The following is an 18,598-nucleotide window of genomic DNA, read 5'->3' as shown; positions in this document are numbered from 1 at the left end:
AACCGATACAGTATGGAAAGCAATTCAGATTTTGGAAGCATCTCATTTGATTTACCAAAAAATCAATCAAATGTAATTAAGGTTATTGGTGTAGGTGGAGGTGGTAGTAATGCCATCAATCACATGTTTAAACAAGGGATTAAGGGTGTGGACTTTATTGTTTGTAACACGGATTCACAGGCGTTACAAAATAGTTCTGTGCCTAATAAAATCCAGTTGGGCGTTAATTTGACGGAAGGTCTTGGGGCTGGGGCAAATCCTGAAGTGGGACAGCAATCCGCTTTGGAGAGTATTGAAGAAATTGAAAAAATGTTGGATGTCAATACTAAAATGGTATTCATTACAGCCGGTATGGGCGGTGGAACAGGAACAGGTGCTGCTCCGGTTATCGCGCAATTGGCTAAGGAAAGAGATATTCTTACTGTAGGTATTGTTACCATTCCGTTTCAATTCGAAGGAAAAGTTCGTCAGGACCAAGCGTTATCAGGTGTTGAAAGACTTAGAAAGCAGGTAGATTCTTTAATCGTTATCAATAATAATAAGTTAAGAGAGGTATACGGAAATCTTGGTTTTAAAGCAGGATTCTCTAAAGCGGATGAAGTTTTGGCAACGGCTTCACGCGGTATTGCAGAGGTTATTACGCATCACTATACGCAAAATATCGACTTGAAAGATGCTAAAACCGTATTGTCTAACAGTGGAACCGCAATCATGGGGTCGGCAATTGCGTCAGGCGAAAACCGTGCGAAAGAAGCAATTATCAATGCTTTGGATTCTCCGTTATTGAACGACAATAAGATTACAGGTGCTAAAAACGTATTGTTGCTTATCGTTTCCGGAACCAATGAAATTACAATTGACGAAATCGGGGAAATCAACGACCATATACAAACAGAAGCAGGTTTCAATGCCAACATTATTATGGGGGTTGGTGAAGACGAATCATTAGGAGATGCTGTAGCGGTAACAATTATCGCAACGGGATTTAACGTAGAGCAGCAGGCAGAAATCGTTAATACAGAACCAAAGAAAATCATTCACGCATTAGAAGGTGAGCAAAAATTGGTTCAGGATTTAACTCAAAAACCAATTGTTCCGTCATTTGATTTTTCAATTCCGACTGAACAGCCAAAAGCTGCTCCGGTTGTAGCAGAAGTTACCCCGGTAATTGAAGAAAAGGTTGTGTTTACATTGGAAGAGGAGGTGGAAGTTGTTGAGGCAAAAAAGCCTGTAGCAGAAGTGGATTTGGTGCCGACTTCTGAATTCATTAATAACTTAGACGTATTTTTCGAAATTGTATCTCCTGTAACGGAACAGTCGAAATTTGAAATTAAAGATGTTCGTGAAATAGAAGTTTTTGGAGCCGAAATCGTAAAACCTGAAATTGTGACATCTGAAATTGAAAAGGTTCAGGAGCAAATCACCTTTTCGTTCGATTTGGCAAATCGAGGTGTTTCAGCCAACGACGACCGCATGGTTTTTGATTTAACGGAAGAGACTCGTGAGATGAAGGTAAACGAACCGGTTCAGGTAGTTCCGGTAACTGAAGTAAACCAATCCGGAGTGATTCGTTATTCTTTGGACGATTATATGGAAAAAGAAAACGAACTGGCAAATTCGAAACCAGTTGTGGAAGCAGTGATAGAAGAACCGATTCCTGCAGAGTTGAACTTCACTATGAAAAAAACAGCAGAGGTTCCAGTAATGGCTCCGGTTGTAACTCCGGCAGCAGCTCATGCACATTTCGATGAGATTTCTCCGGTTGAAATGACAATCGAAGAGACATTGCGTATGCGTGCCGACGAGCGTAAAAGAAAAATGAAAGAGTTCAATTATAAATTCAATAACAGCACAACCCGTGTTAATGAATTAGAAAAAGAACCCGCTTATAAAAGAATGGGAGTAGATTTAAATTCGGCTGCCATCGATAACAGCAAATCCCGCATGTCTTTGGGAATGGACAGTAACGACGACATTCAGTTGCGTTCCAACAATTCCTTCCTTCATGATAATGTGGATTAACTAACCTTTTTTGAGAAACCTTTAACCCGAAACAGTAATGTTTCGGGTTATTTTTTTATCTTCGCATAGCAAAATAAAAAATAGTTTTACAGCAAATTGTTAAGGTTTTGACAACCAGCCATTTTTTGCTTTCTCCCCAATTTGCCATTGCAGGTTTTTTAAACTAACTTACAATGCCAGGATTTTAGGTAGAAACTTCATTTCACTGAAAATAAAAATTATTGTAGAGTGAAATAATCGGGGTTGAGGAGGAAATCATTTGTTTTTGCAGTCAAATCAGATAAGTATAATCGATAAACAAATGCCTTACTATGAGTTTAGCAACAAGAATCATGGACGAAATGAAAAACGCCATGAAAGCAAAAGATACTGTAGCTTTAGAAGCTTTACGTGCGATAAAATCAGAATTGTTATTAGCACAGACAGCGTCAGGTTCAAAAGAAGAAATCTCAGAAGCAGATGAAATCAAATTGTTGCAGCGATTGGTGAAAATGCGTAAGGACAGTGCAGCTATCTTTACTGATCAGAACCGATCTGATTTAGCAGAACCGGAATTGGCTCAGGTAGCAGTTATTGAGAAATTTTTGCCTGCACAGCTTTCAGAAGAAGAAGTAGAAGTTGTAGTTGCACAAATCATTGCTGAAACCGGTGCTTCCGGAATGGCATCAATGGGCATGGTTATGGGATTGGCTACTGAAAAATTAGGCGGAACCGCTGAAGGAAAAACGATTTCTACTATAGTAAAAAAATTATTAGTTTAGATACAGATAGCTTGGACTTCTTAGATTTTTAAACAATGTTAGTTCTAATAATCAAAAAATCTAAGAAGTCTAAAAATATAAATGGCCTCGTAGTTCAACTGGATAGAATATCAGATTTCGGCTCTGAGGGTTGGGGGTTCGAACCCCTCCGAGGTCACGAATAAATAAGAACAACACAAAAATGTAAAGCTTGCTTTTAAATTTTTGTGTTTTTTTATTTTCAAAACGAAACTTTGAGGGGAAGGCTTTGTCAATCCTTCCGAGATCACAAATAAAAAGAAACAAAATGTTATATTTTGTTTCTTTTTTGTATTTTTAGGCGGTCCGTTTTGAAAGATGGTCCTTGTTTTTTAATTCAATTGAGAATTGATTAAGCCCTAATCTGTAAATTATAATTCTTGGAAAAGCTTCTGCTCGGTTTTGTTGCGCTTTTTTTTGTCGGGATGTTCCTTTTTAAGGCGTTCGAGAAAGTATATGTTGCTCTTTATAAAAAACCTCTTTATATTCATTTTTATCCTTTTTTAAAGCGTTTAAAGCGTTCACAGCGCGCAATCCTAAAGAGTGAATTTGTCTTTTATAACAAACTTACCAGAAAAGAGAAAAAGTATTTTGAACACCGAGTGGTAAATTTTATTGCCGAATATGAATTCGTGGGCAAATCAGGTTTGGTTGTGAATGATCAGATGAAAGTGCATATAGCGGCCACGTCCACGATGCTGACTTTCGGAATGAAAAATTATCTCTACGATGTTTTTGAACATATATTGATTTATCCCGACGAATATTATTCCATTACAACAGAACAGTATCACAAAGGGGAGTTCAATCCGTCGGTTAAGGTAATTGCATTTTCCTGGAAAGATTTTCAACGGGGATTCAGTATCCAAAATGATAACCATAATCTGGGACTTCACGAATTTGCTCATGCGCTTAATTTTCAGGCCATGAAAAGCTATAATACCAGTATGAATTTGTTCTCGGATATGTTTGATGAAATAATGCAGTATATCCACCATTTGCCTAATGCGAAACGCTTGATTGAATCGAACTACTTCCGTATTTATGCTTACACTAACAAGTATGAATTCCTGGCAGTAATCCTGGAGCATTTCTTCGAGTCTCCAGACCAATTCAAAAGAGAATTCCCTGAATTGTACCACAAGGTTGAATTGATGATTAACTTTAAAAGAAGTCGCTAAATTTTTGTTAAATACTATCAAAAAGAAGTGACATAGAAAAGATTAAGAAGTAGCTTTGTTTAAACCAAATCTTAGAATTGGAGTCATAAAGCACATATCTTATATCTTATGAAACCCAAATACATAATTTACTTACTGCTTTCCATAGTTTTGGGAGGTATGATTTTTTACAGAATATCCGAAAATAAAGAAAAAGGCGGCGGAAAGGATAAAGGCGGTGATAAAAAACCGGCTAAAGTTTCCGGTATTGTTTTAAAACCACGTGTTTTTTCAGATAATCTTTCGCTTTCCGGATCGATTGATGCTAATGAGCAGGTAGAAATCCGTAGCGAAGTTTCCGGCATTGTTGAAAGTATCAACTTCGATGAAGGAACATTTGTTACTCAGGGACAGCAACTTTTTAAAATTAACGATGTGGAACTACGTGCCCAATTGTCTCAGGCGAAAACCAAACAGACCCTGGCTTCGGAGAATGAAAGGCGCGCCCGATTATTGTTGGCCAAAGAAGCCATCAGTCAGGAAGAATATGACATTGCCAGCGCCGATTTTCGTTCTGCTAAAGCACAAACGCAATTGATTCAGGCTCAAATAGCCAAAACGTCGGTAAAAGCTCCGTTTTCAGGTAAGATCGGACTTCGTTCCATATCTAAAGGGACTTACGTTACGCCAACAACCATTGTTGCCAATCTTGTAAATACCAGTCAGGTGAAAATAACTTTTTCAATACCTGAAAAATATGCTACACAAATGAAAATTAATACCGGTATTTCTTTTTCGGTTGCAGGATCCAAAGACACGTTCGTAGCTAAGATTTATGCTATCGAACCGGGAATCGAAGTAGAGACCCGTACTTTAAAAATGAGAGCCATCGCGAATAATTCCGAAGGAAAATTGATTCCTGGAACATTCGCCAGTATTGCTCTTCCATTAGATAAAATTAATGATGCCCTATTAGTGCCTACCGAAGCGCTTATTCCGGTACAAAACGGGAAAAAAGTGTTCGTTTCTCTTGGTGGAAAAGCAAAAGAAGTTATGGTGGAAACCGGGGCGCGTACGGATAAAGAGGTTTTGGTTTTATCCGGACTAAAAGCAGGTGACACTCTTTTGACAAGCGGTGTTATGATGCTGAAGGAGGATTCTCCAGTAAAAGTTAGTTTAAAGTAAGATAAAATTATAAGTTATGAGTTTATCCACTTTAAGTATAAAAAGACCAGTGCTTACCATAGTACTCAATCTGATGCTGATACTGTTCGGGATTATTGGATATACCTTTTTGGGTGTACGTGAATTTCCATCTATTGACCCGGCGCAAATTTCAGTACAGACAAATTATTCGGGTGCGAATGCTGATATTATCGAATCACAGATTACAGAACCTTTAGAGAAAGCAGTTAATTCCATTGATGGGATCAGGAATATATCTTCTTCAAGCAGTCAGGGGCGTAGTAATATCAATATCGAATTTGATCTTGACAAAAATCTGGAGGAGGCTGCTAATGATGTGCGTGATAAAGTGTCACAGGCGGTTCGTAGTTTGCCGCAGGATATAGATGCTCCGCCTGTAGTTTCTAAAGCCGATGCCGATTCGGAGCCGATTATTACCATGACGGTTCAGAGTGATAATAAAAATGTCCTTGAACTTACGGATTATGCTGATAATGTACTTTCACAGCGTTTGCAGACGATTCCGGGAGTGAGTAGCGTTCAGATTTGGGGACAGCGAAAATACGCTATGCGTTTATGGATTGATCCCGTAAAACTGGCTTCTTACGGTTGTACAGTGGCCGATGTACGTGCCGCATTGAATAAACAGAATGTAGAACTGCCTTCTGGGAAATTAACGGGAGCCAACACAGAACTTACGGTTAAGACCCTCGGGAATATCTCTACAGAAGAAGAGTTCAATAATATAATCATCAAAGCGGAAAGCGACAGAATTGTTCGTCTTAGCGACATCGGTAAAGCCTCTTTGGAAGCAGAAAATCTGGAAACGAAATTGTCTGATTCCGGACAGCCGATGGTTGGTTTGGCTATCATTCCGCAACCAGGAACCAATTATCTGGACATTGCCGAAGTATTCTATCAAAAATATGATCAGTTAAAAAAAGATCTGCCGAAAGATTTCAAATTGAATATAGCCGTTGATAACACGGTTTTTGTAAAAAAAGCGGTTTTGGAAGTGGCGGAAACCTTGCTGTTGTCAATTATTCTTGTAGTATTGATCATTTATTTGTTCTTCAGGGATTGGGCGATTGCCTTCAGACCATTAATTGATATTCCGGTTTCGTTAATTGCCACTTTTTTCATCATGTATTTATGCGGATTTTCAGTAAATGTGTTGACATTGCTGGCAATCGTATTGGCCACAGGTTTAGTTGTTGATGACGGTATTGTTGTAACCGAAAATATTTTCAAGAAGGTAGAAGAGGGCATGACGCCCATTGAAGCGGCAATTAAAGGTTCCAATGAAATTTTCTTCGCCGTAATATCCATTTCAATTACTTTAGCAGCTGTTTTCCTTCCGGTAATTTTCCTTGAAGGTTTCGTTGGAAGGCTGTTTCGTGAATTTGGTGTGGTAATTGGTGCCGCGGTACTGATTTCTGCCTTCGTTTCGTTAACGCTTACGCCAATGTTAAATGCCTATCTGATGAAAAGCGGCGTACAGAAAAAATCTAAAATGTATGATTTAACCGAACCGTTTTTTCAGAAAATGAATTCGGGGTATGCTGAAGCGCTGTCGGGATTCTTGAAGAAAAAATGGCTAAGTTTTCCAATCTTGATTGGATGTTTTGCTTTGATATTCCTGTTTTTTAATCTTCTTCAGAAGGAAACGGCCCCATATGATGACCGTAGTTTTATAAGTGTAAACGTAACAGCTCCGGAAGGTGCTTCCTATGATTATATGGATCACTTTATGAGTGAATTAAACGAATTGATCAATGATTCGATTCCTGAGAAAAAAGTGAGTTTGATCGTTACGTCTCCGGGATTTGGTGCTTCATCGGTAAATTCAGGAAGAGCCAGAATTGCCTTGGTGCAGCCTGATGAAAGGGAGAAGAAGCAGAAGCAAGTTGCTGAAGATCTGACCAAATGGACAAAACAATATTCCGAAGCGAAAGTCAGTATTTCAGAGTCGCCGACAATCGCAGTAAACCGAAGAGGCGGAATGCCAATTCAGTTCGTGATTCAGGCGCCGAATTTTAAAAAATTGGAACAGAAGATTCCGCAGTTTATGGAAGAGGTCGAAAATGATCCGACGTTCTCCAATTCTGATGTCAATCTGAAATTCAACAAACCGGAAATTTATGTGACCATCGACAGGGAAAAAGCCCAAAGTCTGGGAGTTTCGGTAATCGATGTGGCGCAAACGCTGCAACTTTCTTTAAGCGGACAACGTTTTGGCTACTTCATGATGAACGGCAAACAGTACCAAGTGATGGGGCAATTCGATAAAAAAGACCGAAATGCACCGATGGACCTGACATCAATTTTCGTAAAAAGTGACACCGGTCAGTTAATTCAGCTGGATAACCTGGTTACTGTGGAAGAGCAGAGTAGTCCGCCACAATTATATCACAACAATCGTTATATGTCGGCCACGGTTTCAGCAGGATTGGCTCCGGGGAAAAGTATTGGAGACGGTATTGATGCCATGGAACGCATTAAAGAGAAGGTGCTGGATGATACCTTTACAACTGATTTGAGTGGTGAATCCCGCGACTTCCAGGAAAGTAGTTCGAATACATCTTTCGCTTTTGGCTTGGCTTTGTTACTGATATTTTTGATTTTAGCTGCGCAGTTTGAAAGCTTTATTGATCCGTTTATTATTATTTTAACGGTGCCGATGGCGGTTGCGGGAGCCTTGTTCTCACTTTGGCTGTTCGGTCAGACCTGGAATATTTTCAGTCAGATTGGAACAGTGATGTTGATTGGACTGGTGACGAAGAACGGTATTTTAATTGTCGAATTTGCCAATCAGTTGAGGGAACAGGGGAAACCTAAGTATCAAGCTATTTTAGAAGCGTCCGAGTCCCGATTACGACCTATTTTAATGACGAGTCTCGCGATTGCGTTGGGGGCATTGCCTATTGCGTTGTCTTTGGGGGCTGCCTCAACCAGCCGAATAGGGATGGGAGTTGTTATCGTTGGCGGAACCTTGTTTTCGCTGATGCTGACTTTGTTTGTAATTCCGGCAGTTTACCTAATGTGGTCGCGGGAAAGAAAACACCGTCCGGAATTTGACAATATTAAAGAATATGAAAAGGAATAAATTCATGAAAAGTAATATTTTGTTTAAAATAGCTTTATTGTTAACAGTAACATTTAACAGTTATGCCCAGGAGGTGTTAACTGTTGAAGAGGCTGTACAGATTGCGTTGAAAAACAATTATGATATCAAGCTTGCTTCTAACGATTTGGAAGTAAGTAAAGAGGGTTATAGTATTGCCAATGCCGGGATGCTGCCTAGGATAGACGGGACATTTAGTCAAAACAATAATATACAAAATACCAAGCAAACACAGGCGACAGGTGAAGTTCGTGAATTGAACGATGCCAAAAACAACAACATGACTTATGGTGTGAATTTGGGATGGACAGTTTTCGACGGATTGAAAATGTTCGCACGTTACGATCAGTTGCAGACGTTGGAAAAACAAGGTGAGGTACAGTTAAAATCGACTATTTTGACGAAAGTCAGCGATGTGATGACTACTTATTACGATTTGGTAAAACAACAGCAACTGATAAAAGCCTTGGATACAACGATAGTGATTTCCAAACAGCGTTTAAAGTTGGCCGATAACCGGTTTTCCATTGGAAAGGCGTCCAAACTGGAAGTGTTGAATGCGCAGGTCGATTTGAATCAGGATTTGTCTAATCTTTTGCTTTTAAAGCAGTTTTTTCAGATTTCAAAAGTAAACCTGAATGCGCTTTTGGCCCGAGATTCGGCAACCGATTTTAAAGTAGTGGAAGAAGTGGTAATTGATGAAAATTTACAATTGAAAGAATTGCAGGATTTGGTGGAGAAGCAGAATCCGCAATTGCAATTGGCGTTGATTAATAAAAGGGTAGCTGAATTGGATTTAAAGCAAGTACGTGCCGAACGATACCCAACAGTAAGATTGAATTCAGGTTACAATTTCAATAAGAGTGAATCCAGTTTGGGGTTTGTTTCGCAGTCTTCAAGTAATGGATTCAATTATGGCGTGGCGGCAACACTGAATATTTTTAACGGATTTCTTCAAACAAAAAATGAGAAAATTGCCAAACTTCAGGTGGATAATTCCAGCCTTTTAATTGAACAGGAAAGACAAACAATAAGTTCTGAGTTATATTCGACGTATCAGACGTATCTGACCAATGTGGAATTGGTAAGGTTAGAAGAGCATAACGAAGAGATTGCAAAAAAGAATCTTGAGATTACTTTGGAGAAATTCAAATTAGGATCGATTCCGACAATTGAATTCAGAAATGCACAGGAGAATTACATTAATGTTAAAGCCAGAAATACAAGTGCTAAATTTCAGGCAAAAATTTCTGAAGTAATGTTGAATGAAATCGCAGGCAATATCAAGTTTTAAATTTGCCGGTTATTCGTTCTCAATTTTGTAACTTTATAGTAGTGAATTTGTTCATTATTAAAACATTATGGTTATGAAAAAACTTGTACAAGTGTCAACCATTATGACGCAAAATGTAGTGAAATTGAATTTGACCGACGATTTGACCAAGGCGGAAAGTTTGTTTAAAGAACATAAAATCCGTCACATACCTGTGGTTAGCGGAAATAAAATTTTAGGGATGTTAAGTTATACGGATTTGCTTCGTATTTCATATGCGGATGCTGCCGATGATGAAGATGAAATAATTGATGTGACTGTTTATAATATGTTTTCTATTGAACAAGTCATGAGCAAAAAAGTGATCACGGTCACCCCGGAAACCACAATTAAAGAAACAGCCGAAATACTGGCAAATAATGAATTTCATGCGGTACCGGTATGCGAAGGCGATTTACTGGTAGGTATAGTAACTACAACTGATCTGATCAAATATTTGATTGAACAGTACGAATAAAAAAGGCGCTGAATTTCAGCGCCTTTTTTATTATATTTCAGTGATTTTTTTCAAATCTGCGATGGTTGCAATAGGATCTTCTGCTCTGAAAACATAGCTTCCGGCTACCAATACGTCGGCTCCGGCTTCCACTAGTTGTTTTGCGTTTTTATTGGTTACTCCTCCATCAATTTCGATAAGGGTAGAAGCCCCGTTTCGCACGATGATTTCTTTAAGTTGTTTGATTTTTTTATAAGTGTTTTCAATGAAAGACTGGCCTCCAAAACCTGGATTAACACTCATAATACATACTAAGTCGATATCGTTAATAAGGTCTTCCAAAAGTGATACGCTGGTATGAGGATTTAAGGCTACTCCGGCTTTCATGCCTTCGGCTTTGATGGCTTGTAGGGTTCTGTGTAAATGAGTAGAGGCTTCATAATGAACCACTAAAATGTCGGAGCCTAAGTCTTTAAATGTTTTGATGTAACGATCAGGATCAACGATCATCAGGTGTACATCGATGGTTTTTTTTGCATGTTTGTTGATAGCTTCCAAAACCGGCATTCCAAAAGAAATGTTTGGAACGAAAACACCGTCCATAATATCGATGTGGAACCAATCTGCTTCGCTTTGATTGATCATTTCGATATCACGCTGTAAGTTGGCGAAATCGGCTGCAAGTACCGATGGTGCTATAATTGCTTGTTTACCCATTTTGTATTTGTATTGTTGTGTTGTCGTTTTGTTGGTGCAAAGATAGTATAAAAAGCAAAACTCCGGTAATCAGCCGGAGTTTCAATCATCAATCAAAAAACGAACAGTTATTGAAACTGTTGTTATTTTCAATATTTTTAGGACTGGATGTCAAATTTTAAGTGCGTAAAGTTAAAATAAACAATTTAAATTACAACTTTTTTTTGACAATTCAAATTATCCTAAGTAAGTTTTAAGAATTTTACTTCTCGAAGTATGTTTCAATCTGCGGATAGCTTTCTCTTTAATCTGACGAACACGTTCACGGGTTAAATCAAAAGTTTCTCCAATTTCCTCTAAAGTCATCGGGTGCTGATCACCTAGGCCAAAATACAGACGAACCACATCGGCTTCTCTCGGTGTAAGTGTTTCCAAAGCTCTTTCGATCTCCGTACGCAATGACTCGTGTATTAATTCTCTATCAGGATTTGGTGATTCTCCTGAACGTAATACATCATATAAATTAGAATCTTCACCTTCCACAAGAGGCGCATCCATAGATAAATGACGACCTGAGTTTTTCATACTCTCTTTTACGTCATTAACGGTCATGTCTAACTCTTGTGCAATTTCTTCTGCTGAAGGAGCACGCTCGTTAGATTGCTCTAACAAGGCATACATTTTATTGATTTTATTAATCGAACCGATTTTATTCAACGGTAAACGAACAATACGTGACTGCTCGGCTAGTGCTTGAAGGATCGACTGACGAATCCACCATACGGCATATGATATAAATTTAAATCCACGGGTTTCATCGAAACGTTGCGCGGCTTTAATTAAACCCAAGTTGCCTTCATTGATCAAATCCGGTAAAGTCAATCCCTGATTTTGATACTGTTTAGCTACTGAAACCACGAAACGCAGGTTGGCTTTTGTTAATTTTTCCAATGCTCTCTGGTCTCCGGCTTTTATTCGTTGTGCTAATTCTACTTCTTCATCTGCAGTAATCAAATCAACTTTTCCAATTTCCTGAAGGTATTTGTCTAAGGAAGCAGTTTCACGATTGGTAACCTGCTTGGTGATTTTAAGCTGTCTCATTTAAGAATCTCCTTGTCTTTTAAGTGTTCAGGTTGTTATACGTATCGATTATCTAAAAAGTTACAAAGACTTTAAAAAAAATAGCAGCTCCCCCGGAAAAACTCCTGAAAGAGCTGCTAAAACAGAATAACTAACTCTATAATTTTCGCTTAGCTGTCCAGCTGCCGCTTTGTGGTGTCTCGTCTTGCCAACCTCCTTTTATGATGTTGTTGTTGATGATTCCTGAGAAGGTTCCTCCTTCAGATTTTCCGCTGATTGTATTTTTGCTAACGGAACCATCTAAATAGATTGTCTCGGTTTCTCCTTTTGTAAAGGCTAATCCAAAGGCATAATTAGTTGGGTTTTTTGGATTAGAAGCTATGGCTACGTTAAAAACGCCGCTTTTGTCGCCGTTGAATGTTCCCAAATAACATTTTATTTGTTCAAAGGAATATTCTTTAAGGATCTGTGCAAATGGTTTTTGTTGTCCGCTGATTTTCAAATTGTTCAAAAAAGGATTCTGACCATCGGCATCTACGTTAAAGTCAAAAGAAGAACTTCCGTTTGTAAATGTTAGGCCGACAATAGGTTGTCCTTCACTGACAGTTTCCGATGTCGTAAAATTATTGTAGGTAACATTGTTTATTACCATTTTTGCTGAAATCGATCCGTTGTTGTAAATGTTCACGTAAATAGTACCTGAAGAACCAACAAAAATACCTTTGTATACTCCGTAATTACTTGTGTCATATTCATCTTTTGCTTCCGGACCAGTGGATAACTTATCATCTGGAGATGTAGATGCTGAATTTGAATTATTGTCATTGGAGCAGCTCAGGAATGTTAAACTAAAAATTAAAAGAAGAGTAATTTTTTTCATGGTGCCCGATTTTAATATTGATATAAATTTAATTACTTTATTTTTTTCAATACGAATCCGGTATCACTAATCGATTAAACGTCAGTTATTTCGGTTTATTTATTTTCGTTCACTACTCAACGGTTATGAATTCTTTCAGCGAAACAGGATCTCCTTTCTCAGTAAAACCTTCTAATGAAATTTCAAACTGACCTTTTACGTCAGATGCGAAAAAAGACAGCGATGTTTCTTGTCTGTTAAGGAAAATTTCCGGTTCCCACAGTAGCTGATACCTGTAATCCGGAATTCGCGCAAAATCATTTTCGGCATAATTTGGGAAAAAGTATTTTTTTCTTCTTTGCGGCCTGTCAATAACCACTGTTTTAATGAAATCACCAGAGGTTTTTGTTTCGTAGTCATTTTTTTTGGTGACAAAATTGATAATACCGGTAAAAATTTTTGAGCCGTAAACATAGCCGTGATTAACCAGACTTACTTTGTAAATGTTTTGAGTATCATAGTCAAATAGTTCGGCATTGTCCTGAATTAAAAGACCGTCCACCATAACCAAAGCTTCACCGAATGAATCTTCCTGAGAAGAACTGGTTCTCAGGCGTATCGAATATCCATTTTCATTTTTCGTATAATAGACTCCATCCAACACTTCAACAATTGTTTCTTTTAAGTTAGGAAAACGGGTGTAATCATCCAGAATGTATTCTTTTTCCAATGGATGGAAGAAAGGTGTCGTTTTAGATATCTCGGCCAGGCTGTCTTTTTTCTTTTGGAAATAGCTGTTTTCTATCTGATTCGCAATGGAACGGTTCTCGATGTCAATTTTGTTTTTCGGATTCAGCTGCAAAGGGCTTACGGTGGTTAACATGCTGAAATCCGGTTTGATTGTTTCTTCAAGCGCTACAGCATATTCCTTGCGGTCATTTTCAACAATTTGAATTATTGCCTCGGAAGCTTCTGGATGTTCGTCTAGGATGAGATTGAATTTTCCGTTTTCATCTGTCTTAGCTATTTTGATTCCGAAATACTTTCCTGGAATTGATATCGATACGATTTTGTCTTTCAGGCTTTTAGAGCTGTCTTTTGAAGAGATCTTTCCCGATATGATTTCGCCCCGCATTTCAGGTAAAAATCTGCTTTTTTCAGTATTTGAATTGTCTTGAGAGGCAACCATGTTTAAGAAATCGATGGATGTGGCCCTCTTATGGTCGGGCAGACTGTCTGTTTTTCTGATAGAGATGGAAAAGTTGCCTTTGATTTCGCTTTTTAAATTGCTTTGGATGGTGAGACTTATTTTTTCTCGGGCAGCATATTTGGACTTATCAGTTCTTAGTGAAAGCAAACTGCTGTTTGATTGAATGCTATTTTCTTTTTTTTCAGTAAGCGAACTGTTTGATGGTTGCTTAAGAGCGCTTTCTTCCAAAGGAATTCTTTCAAATGGATTAATAATAAAAATATCGGTTTTGAAAATCCCTTTTTCCCTTTTGTTGAGCGTCCAGTTCGTATAGGCGATGAGTTTGTAATTTCCGGTTTTTAGTGATGTTGGGATAAAGAAGTCTCCTTGTCCTGTTCCGTTTTTCAAGACGATTTTTTGTTTTAAAACGCTACTGTTTCGATTGTCAAGTAATTCGACGTATGCTATTTTGCTTATCGCATCAAGAGTTTTTTGTTTTGTGTTTAAGGTGTATGCTTTGAGCAAAAGTGTCTCACCACAAAGGAGTGTAGTGGTGTTGCAATGCAAATAGACAGATTCTTCAATGGTGTTAATCTGGTTTATAGGTGTTATGGTACGGGTGCTCTGCCCATGAACAAAGTTGTTGGTAATAAATAAAAGAGCAAGAATGTTAATTATATTTTTCATTGCCAAAAAGGAGGTACTACGTTAGATGCAAAGGAAGAACAATCGCCACAAGGGGCGATAACCATAGTGAAGATGGGAAAGGCTGACTTGTAATGGAGCCTTCGGTCGTCACGGATATCCGCTCTCAGGGCCCCACCCGGGCCGCCCGATCCGCAAGGGTATTCTTCGTTATAAGGGCCGTCACCAAAATTCATGCTGTCAAATGTATATTCAGTGCATTCATAAGGATAGACGGGCAGGTGGGTATTCGGGAAAATATCCCGGAAATTGAAGAAAATCCTTTCGGATGAAATGGAAGCCACTTCAAAAAAACCGATTACTTTTTCTTTTGGATTGGTTGCCGATTTAATGTTTCCACTGAAAAAACCTGGCTGGTTAGGAGATAAAAGGCTTCCTGAACCCGACATGTCTTTCAGTGTTTTGTAAAAAGTGTAAGCTTCGAAACTCTGAACATACTGTTTTACCAGGATGCTGTATCGTTCTGCTATTGTGTAATCCGTATTGGCGATAAAGCGTACAGGGAAGTTGGTTACCCGATCTTCGTTAAAAGCAGTGGTAGTAGTGAGAAAAAGTTCGTCAGATTTTTTTGTTATGTAACAAACACGTGTATCTCGTGGTCTCGGTTCAAATCCTATGGTTTCAAATCCAAGAAATATACCAATGCTCCCACCTATGCTGCCACATATCCTAGGTTGGTCTAGTAAGATAGTATTAAAGGGATTCCATTTTGGAGCCGTAATTTGTGATGTTTCTTCATATTCGTAACGGTAATATTTTGAAGTGCCTGATGGGTCGTAACTGTTAACTCCTATTTCAACTCCGGTTTGACCGCCTTTCAACACAACAGTTGTGCTCAGGCTTTCAATTTCGGTGGGTGTCGTCAGAGTTTCTTTTGTGGAAACATATTCGCTGCCGTTAGCCGTGGTGACGAACAATTGGTATTGTCTGCCCGGGACAGCCTGAAATTGTACGTTAGATTCATAAACATTGTCTCCCTCGGTAAATTCGTATTGATTGCCCAAATCGTCTTCGATGTATACTTCAGCTCCTGTTTCGAAAGTGGGGCCGCTTTCTTCAAGGTGGTATGTTTTGCTGACTTTTACCTGTTGTTTTTTCAGTTCATTCGTAATTGTGGCTTCAAGAACGATGGCTTCGTCGAAGGTATTTGTTTCGAGTTGATAAGGTTCGGTACAGCTGATGATACTTGAGAAAAACAGCAGTACGGCTATGGTTTTTAGAATGTATTTTATTTTCATTTCTTCGGTTTTAAGTTAAAACTTGAAATTGTAGGTTATGGTTGGAACCGGTACAGAAAATATGGAGGTCTTGTAGGCTCTAACATCTCCGTTCTTGGTTACAAAAAATATGGAATACGGATTATTTCGTCCCAAAACATTATAAACGGATATGTTCCAAAAACTGTGTGCCAATTTTTTTATTTTGTGGTTTCCTTCAATGTTTATGCCTAAATCCAAACGGTAATAATCCGGGACCCTGAATTGGTTTCTGTCGCTGTAGACTGTATATTCGGCATTTCCGTAAGTGTATTTTCCAACAGGATAAGTTATTGGCCTTCCGGTTTGGTAAATGAAATTTGCCGAAGCGCTGTATCGTTTGGTGAATCGGTAATTTAAAACAGTACTCAAATCATGCGGTTTGTCGTAATTGGCGGGAAAATATTCTCCATTGTTTACTTTATCGCTGTCAAATTTGCTGTCCAGTTTAACAAAACTACGAGAATAAGTGTAGCCCAGCCATCCGTTTAGTCTTCCTGAATTCTTTTTCACCAGAAATTCGATACCGTATGCTTTTCCTTCTCCCTTTAAAATTTCTGTTTCAATGTTTTCATTCAGTAATAAATCGGCACCAACTCTGTAATCCAAAAGATTGTTTGTTCTTTTGGTGTATCCTTCGATGCTTATCTCACAATCTTCTTCGATAAAATTCTTGTACAATCCCAGAGAAAACTGATCGGCGTTCTGAGGAGCAATATTAAAATCGGATAGTTTCCAAGTGTCGGTTGGCGATTGTGTGGTGTTACTGGAGAGCAGGTGCAGATACTGGAAGGTTTTGTCATAACTGGCTTTTACCGAAATATCTTTACTGATGAAATAACGTGCCGAAATTCTGGGTTCTAAACCGTTATAGGTTTTTATGACTTCATTGTTTCCGTATTGTTTGCTTTCGACTACGGTAGCGTCGGTTATAGGTAAGCCGGATTCATAGGTTCTTTGTGTTGAAGGTCCTAATGCTGCATAAAACGAATAGCGTAAACCGGTATTAAGTAACAGCTTTTCTGAAATTTTGTAAGAGTCGGAAAGGTAGATTCCGGATTCCAATCCTTTCTCTTTTTCGATGGCAACCGGTACAAGTACAGTTTCCTGAGCCGTCGGATTCAAATATCCTGGTTCTATTTGGTATAGTTTTGAGCTGATACCATAACTAATTTTGTGATTATTATTCAGATTATAGCCGAATTTAAACTGAAGGTGGTTTTCATTGATCTTATACCCGAAATCAAACGATTTGGTTGGGTCGTTTTCTTTGTTGTATTCGATGTTGAATTTGTATTGACTGTTTGAAAATACTAAAGACCCTCTGTGTTTAGCATTAAAAACATGGCCCCATTTTAAAGAGAATAAGCGGTTGTCGTATTTGTACAATGAGTCGGATGATATACTGAACTTATCATGACTATAGTATCCCGTAGCTTCTATGTCATTTTTCTCATTTATCTTATGATTGTATTTTATGACTCCATCATAAAAAGAGGCTTGGCTGTTCTGTAATGATTTCTCATCGAGTGTTTTTAAAATCCAATCCGAATAGGTGGCTCTGGCACCAACCAGTAATGACGATTTTCCTTTAATCACTGGTGTACTTACGGTAAGATTGCCGGTAACGGGGCCAATACTGCCTTCTCCGGAGAGTTTGTTTGGGTTTCCGTTTTTGGTTCTTATGTCAAACACTGAGGAAAGGCGTCCGCCAAATTCGGCCGGAATACTTCCTTTATATATATCAACACTTGCAATGGTAAAAGCATTTATGCCCGAGAAGAACCCGAAGAAATGCGAAGGGTTGTAGATGACTCCATTGTCAAGAAGGATCAGGTTTTGGTCTGTTTTTCCGCCGCGGACATTAAATCCTGCAGAACCTTCTCCTGCCGTTTTTATCCCTGGAATTGTTGTAGCCACTTTAAAAATGTCTCTTTCTCCCAATACCATCGGGATGTTTTTCATTCCTTGTACATCAATGGAAGTAACGCCGGTATTGGCACTTTTAAGTGTTTCGCTTTTTTTTCCCTTAACAATTATCTCCCTAAGCTGATTGATATTTTCAGAAACTGCCAGATCTAATTTGCCGTTATTGTACAATATTACTTTTCTGGTTTCTTTTTTGTAAAGAAAGTTTTCCGTTTCGATGATGTTTATTCCTGCTGGTAAGGTTATGGTATAAAATCCCTGAGCATCTGTTATTGCTGTTGCTTCGGCGTTTTTGGAGCGGATTATTACTTCCGGCAGTGGCTTCCCTGTTTTGGCATCTTTTACGTAGCCGGACAGTTGAAAGGTTTTTCCCTTTGGGTTTTTATTTTCTTTTCCTATAACGTTGATGTCATCACCACTTTCATTTGTGTCAAGTTCTTTTTTGAAAACCGGCGCGCCTTGTATAACCACAGTTGTGTTGTTCTGTGGTTTGTTTTTTTCATTGTTGAAAAAGTTCTCAGGCAATTCATCGTAAATAACACTGTTTTTGGTCAGAATGATTTTTTTGTCTGAGATGTAAAAATTAAGGTTTGTGTTTTGAAATAATGTATTCAAAACGGTTTCTATGTTTGCGTTGGTAAGCTTTAGGTTAATTGGTTCCGGGTAGTTTTTGAGCCAGTCTTTATCCAAATAAAAGGAGTAATCCGAATTCTGTTCAATGGATTCGATTGCCTTTTCGAGGGTTATGTTTTCGAAGTTAAAAGTATATTTTTTTTCTTCAATCTGAGCAGTAATTACTTGATGTAACAGCATAACCACTATCGTAAACAATATTTTCTTCATGG

General features: G+C 38.4%; 13 protein-coding genes and 1 tRNA gene. 8 read left to right on the top strand and 6 right to left on the bottom strand.

Translation table 11 applies throughout. From position 1 onward, the window contains the following. Positions 1 to 12: 12 nt before the first annotated feature. The 8 genes from ftsZ (at position 13) to LZF87_RS00905 (ending at position 10,060) form a co-directional block, all read left to right on the top strand. Positions 13 to 2,022 carry a cell division protein FtsZ gene (gene ftsZ, locus LZF87_RS00940; protein WP_244340304.1) on the top strand — a complete coding sequence of 670 codons (2,010 nt, stop codon included), beginning with the start codon at positions 13 to 15 and terminating at the stop codon, positions 2,020 to 2,022. Between the two features lie 311 nt (positions 2,023 to 2,333). Continuing rightward, the gene (locus LZF87_RS00935; RefSeq protein WP_244340303.1) at positions 2,334 to 2,783 is read left to right on the top strand and encodes a GatB/YqeY domain-containing protein; all 450 of its coding nucleotides are present in this window, start codon (positions 2,334 to 2,336) and stop codon (positions 2,781 to 2,783) included. An 83-nt stretch (positions 2,784 to 2,866) separates the two neighbouring features. Next, positions 2,867 to 2,940, top strand: a tRNA-Arg gene (locus tag LZF87_RS00930). 241 nt (positions 2,941 to 3,181) lie between these two features. Next, on the top strand, positions 3,182 to 3,982 hold the full coding sequence (locus LZF87_RS00925; RefSeq protein ID WP_244340302.1) for a zinc-dependent peptidase: 801 nt from the start codon (positions 3,182 to 3,184) through the stop codon (positions 3,980 to 3,982). 108 nt (positions 3,983 to 4,090) lie between these two features. Continuing rightward, positions 4,091 to 5,146: an efflux RND transporter periplasmic adaptor subunit gene (locus LZF87_RS00920; RefSeq protein WP_244340301.1), complete on the top strand. Its 1,056-nt coding sequence runs from the start codon at positions 4,091 to 4,093 to the stop codon at positions 5,144 to 5,146. A gap of 16 nt (positions 5,147 to 5,162) precedes the next feature. Beyond that, positions 5,163 to 8,252, top strand: a complete 3,090-nt coding sequence (locus tag LZF87_RS00915; protein WP_244340300.1) for an efflux RND transporter permease subunit — start codon at positions 5,163 to 5,165, stop codon at positions 8,250 to 8,252. A 4-nt stretch (positions 8,253 to 8,256) separates the two neighbouring features. Continuing rightward, complete coding sequence (locus LZF87_RS00910; RefSeq protein ID WP_244340298.1) at positions 8,257 to 9,564, top strand: TolC family protein; 1,308 nt, start codon at positions 8,257 to 8,259, stop codon at positions 9,562 to 9,564. Between the two features lie 73 nt (positions 9,565 to 9,637). Further along, positions 9,638 to 10,060, top strand: a complete 423-nt coding sequence (locus LZF87_RS00905; RefSeq protein ID WP_244340296.1) for a CBS domain-containing protein — start codon at positions 9,638 to 9,640, stop codon at positions 10,058 to 10,060. 30 nt (positions 10,061 to 10,090) lie between these two features. Here LZF87_RS00905 and rpe read toward each other — a convergent pair whose 3' ends face one another. The 6 genes from rpe to LZF87_RS00875 all read right to left on the bottom strand — a co-directional run bounded on the left by rpe (position 10,091) and on the right by LZF87_RS00875 (position 18,596). Continuing rightward, positions 10,091 to 10,756 carry a ribulose-phosphate 3-epimerase gene (gene rpe / locus LZF87_RS00900; protein WP_023573481.1) on the bottom strand — a complete coding sequence of 222 codons (666 nt, stop codon included), beginning with the start codon at positions 10,754 to 10,756 and terminating at the stop codon, positions 10,091 to 10,093. Between the two features lie 216 nt (positions 10,757 to 10,972). Further along, positions 10,973 to 11,836, bottom strand: coding sequence for a sigma-70 family RNA polymerase sigma factor (locus LZF87_RS00895; protein ID WP_023573483.1), 864 nt, complete (start codon positions 11,834 to 11,836; stop codon positions 10,973 to 10,975). A gap of 136 nt (positions 11,837 to 11,972) precedes the next feature. Continuing rightward, complete coding sequence (locus tag LZF87_RS00890; protein WP_244340294.1) at positions 11,973 to 12,695, bottom strand: hypothetical protein; 723 nt, start codon at positions 12,693 to 12,695, stop codon at positions 11,973 to 11,975. 112 nt (positions 12,696 to 12,807) lie between these two features. Beyond that, positions 12,808 to 14,550, bottom strand: a complete 1,743-nt coding sequence (locus LZF87_RS00885; RefSeq protein ID WP_244340292.1) for a hypothetical protein — start codon at positions 14,548 to 14,550, stop codon at positions 12,808 to 12,810. Then, the gene (locus LZF87_RS00880; RefSeq protein ID WP_244340289.1) at positions 14,547 to 15,806 is read right to left on the bottom strand and encodes a DUF4249 domain-containing protein; all 1,260 of its coding nucleotides are present in this window, start codon (positions 15,804 to 15,806) and stop codon (positions 14,547 to 14,549) included. The genes LZF87_RS00885 and LZF87_RS00880 overlap by 4 nt, the downstream gene beginning before the upstream one ends. A 15-nt stretch (positions 15,807 to 15,821) precedes the next feature. Then, on the bottom strand, positions 15,822 to 18,596 hold the full coding sequence (locus LZF87_RS00875) for a TonB-dependent receptor domain-containing protein (RefSeq protein ID WP_244340286.1): 2,775 nt from the start codon (positions 18,594 to 18,596) through the stop codon (positions 15,822 to 15,824). Between the last annotated feature and the right edge of the window lie 2 nt (positions 18,597 to 18,598).

This window comes from Flavobacterium enshiense (assembly GCF_022836875.1).
Lineage (GTDB): Bacteria > Bacteroidota > Bacteroidia > Flavobacteriales > Flavobacteriaceae > Flavobacterium > Flavobacterium enshiense_A.
Note: the sequence above shows the minus strand (reverse complement) of the source record. Positions and strands in the feature narration are given on the sequence as shown.

Bases quoted from the DNA above. Each gene is read 5' to 3' on its own strand.
- ftsZ (WP_244340304.1), top strand. From the start codon at position 13: ATGGAAAGCAATTCAGATTTTGGAAGCATCTCATTTGATTTACCAAAA.
- LZF87_RS00935 (WP_244340303.1), top strand. From the start codon at position 2,334: ATGAGTTTAGCAACAAGAATCATGGACGAAATGAAAAACGCCATGAAA.
- LZF87_RS00920 (WP_244340301.1), top strand. From the start codon at position 4,091: ATGAAACCCAAATACATAATTTACTTACTGCTTTCCATAGTTTTGGGA.
- LZF87_RS00915 (WP_244340300.1), top strand. From the start codon at position 5,163: ATGAGTTTATCCACTTTAAGTATAAAAAGACCAGTGCTTACCATAGTA.
- LZF87_RS00910 (WP_244340298.1), top strand. From the start codon at position 8,257: ATGAAAAGTAATATTTTGTTTAAAATAGCTTTATTGTTAACAGTAACA.
- LZF87_RS00905 (WP_244340296.1), top strand. From the start codon at position 9,638: ATGAAAAAACTTGTACAAGTGTCAACCATTATGACGCAAAATGTAGTG.
- rpe (WP_023573481.1), bottom strand. From the start codon at position 10,756: ATGGGTAAACAAGCAATTATAGCACCATCGGTACTTGCAGCCGATTTC.
- LZF87_RS00895 (WP_023573483.1), bottom strand. From the start codon at position 11,836: ATGAGACAGCTTAAAATCACCAAGCAGGTTACCAATCGTGAAACTGCT.
- LZF87_RS00890 (WP_244340294.1), bottom strand. From the start codon at position 12,695: ATGAAAAAAATTACTCTTCTTTTAATTTTTAGTTTAACATTCCTGAGC.
- LZF87_RS00885 (WP_244340292.1), bottom strand. From the start codon at position 14,550: ATGAAAAATATAATTAACATTCTTGCTCTTTTATTTATTACCAACAAC.
- LZF87_RS00880 (WP_244340289.1), bottom strand. From the start codon at position 15,806: ATGAAAATAAAATACATTCTAAAAACCATAGCCGTACTGCTGTTTTTC.
- LZF87_RS00875 (WP_244340286.1), bottom strand. From the start codon at position 18,596: ATGAAGAAAATATTGTTTACGATAGTGGTTATGCTGTTACATCAAGTA.